The 1,574-nt window shown below is 42.4% G+C and carries 2 protein-coding genes and 1 pseudogene; all 3 read left to right on the top strand.

Features of this window, described 5'->3' with window-relative positions; genetic code table 11:
* Nucleotides 1-162 (top strand): annotated as a pseudogene (locus tag HMPREF2867_RS08485) (glutamine ABC transporter substrate-binding protein); the annotation flags it as partial.
* 17 nt (nt 163-179) lie between these two features.
* On the top strand, nt 180-878 hold the full coding sequence (locus tag HMPREF2867_RS08480) for an amino acid ABC transporter permease (RefSeq protein WP_002886251.1): 699 nt from the start codon (nt 180-182) through the stop codon (nt 876-878).
* A gap of 11 nt (nt 879-889) precedes the next feature.
* Nucleotides 890-1,540, top strand: coding sequence for an amino acid ABC transporter permease (locus HMPREF2867_RS08475; protein ID WP_037601175.1), 651 nt, complete (start codon nt 890-892; stop codon nt 1,538-1,540).
* The last annotated feature ends 34 nt before the right edge of the window (nt 1,541-1,574 follow it).

Below are 1,574 nucleotides of genomic sequence, written 5' to 3'. Positions count from 1 at the left end.
GAAGGTTTCAAAACACAAGAATACGGTATTGCTTCAAGCAAGTCTAACCAAGAGTTGATTGATTATACCAACGATTTGTTGGCTAAGTGGCAAAAAGATGGTAGCCTTCAAAAGCTCTACGATAAGTATCACTTGAAACCAGCTAAAGCTGAAGATAAATAGAAAGGAGTCCTGAATTTATGTATCTTTTAACTGAAACGGCTAGTCCTTTCGCTCTTGAACGTTGGGCTGCTTTCTTCGCTAACTTTGGACAATTTGCCAAAGGTTTCTTCTATACCCTTGGCATTTCGATTGGTGCCTTGATTGTTGCCCTTCTTCTTGGGCTCATCTTTGGGGCTATGAGCTCTACTCACAACAAGGTTCTTCGCGGTATTTCACGTGTTTATGTCGAAATCTTCCAGAACACACCCTTGCTTGTCCAATTCGTGGTTGTCTTCTATGGAATTTCAATCTTAACTGATGGTCATGTCATGATCCCAATTTCATTGACAGCCATCCTTTGTGTGGGGGTCTACACAGGAGCCTATATCTCTGAAATTATTCGTACAGGTATTGAGGCGGTTCCTAAAGGTCAAACCGAAGCGGCTTTGTCTCAAGGATTCACCTACGCTGATACCATGCGTATCATCATCTTGCCTCAAGCAGTCCGTACTATCTTGCCACCGTTAACCAACCAAGTGGTTAACTTGATTAAGAATACTTCTACAGTTGCCATTATTTCTGGGGCTGATATCATGTTCACGGCTAAGGCTTGGGCTTATGATACCACTAACTATGTGCCGGCCTTCGCTGGGGCTGCCTTCCTCTACTTTATCATGTGTTTCCCTCTAGCTACTTGGGCACGTCGTAAAGAAGAAGAGAATAAGAAAGCTTACTAAGGAGGTTCACTATGTCAGAAGTTTTATCAGCTACTAACCTTAAATTCTTGGCACAAGGGATGTGGACGACCCTTTACTTGTCTTTCTTCATCATTGTGCTGTCTACCTTGTTCGGAACTATTCTGGCGGTTATGCGTAACGGAAAGAATCCTATTCTTCGTTGGATGGCTTCTATCTACGTTGAGTTCGTTCGTAACGTTCCTAACTTGCTTTGGATTTTCATTATCTTCTTGGTCTTCCAGCTTAAGTCTACAGCGGCAGGAATTACCTCTTTCACGGTCTTCACTTCAGCGGCCTTGGCGGAAATCATTCGTGGGGGACTGAACTCTATCGACCATGGCCAAACGGAAGCCGGCTTGTCTCAAGGATTTAACAACAGACAAATCTTTATTTACATCATCTTCCCACAAGCTATTCGTAAGATGTTACCATCTATCATTTCTCAATTCGTAACAGTCATCAAGGATACTTCTTTCCTTTACTCTGTTATCGCCTTACAGGAATTATTTGGTAAGAGTCAGATTTTGATGGGTGGTTACTACGAACCAAGCCAAATCTTTACATTATACGGTATCGTGGCTTTAGCCTATTTCGTGGTCAACTTTGCCATCTCTAGCTACTCTCGCTACCTCTCTAAACAATGGGAGCAAGCTAGTGAATAAAACAAAAAACTCACCTGTAGGTGGGTTTTTGTTT

The organism is Streptococcus sp. HMSC064H09, from assembly GCF_001812625.1.
Classification (GTDB): Bacteria; Bacillota; Bacilli; order Lactobacillales; family Streptococcaceae; genus Streptococcus.
This window is presented reverse-complemented; position numbering and strand designations above follow the sequence as displayed.

What these genes read in the sequence shown, in the direction of transcription:
- HMPREF2867_RS08480 (WP_002886251.1), top strand. Translation starts at nt 180, where the DNA reads ATGTATCTTTTAACTGAAACGGCTAGTCCTTTCGCTCTTGAACGTTGG.
- HMPREF2867_RS08475 (WP_037601175.1), top strand. Translation starts at nt 890, where the DNA reads ATGTCAGAAGTTTTATCAGCTACTAACCTTAAATTCTTGGCACAAGGG.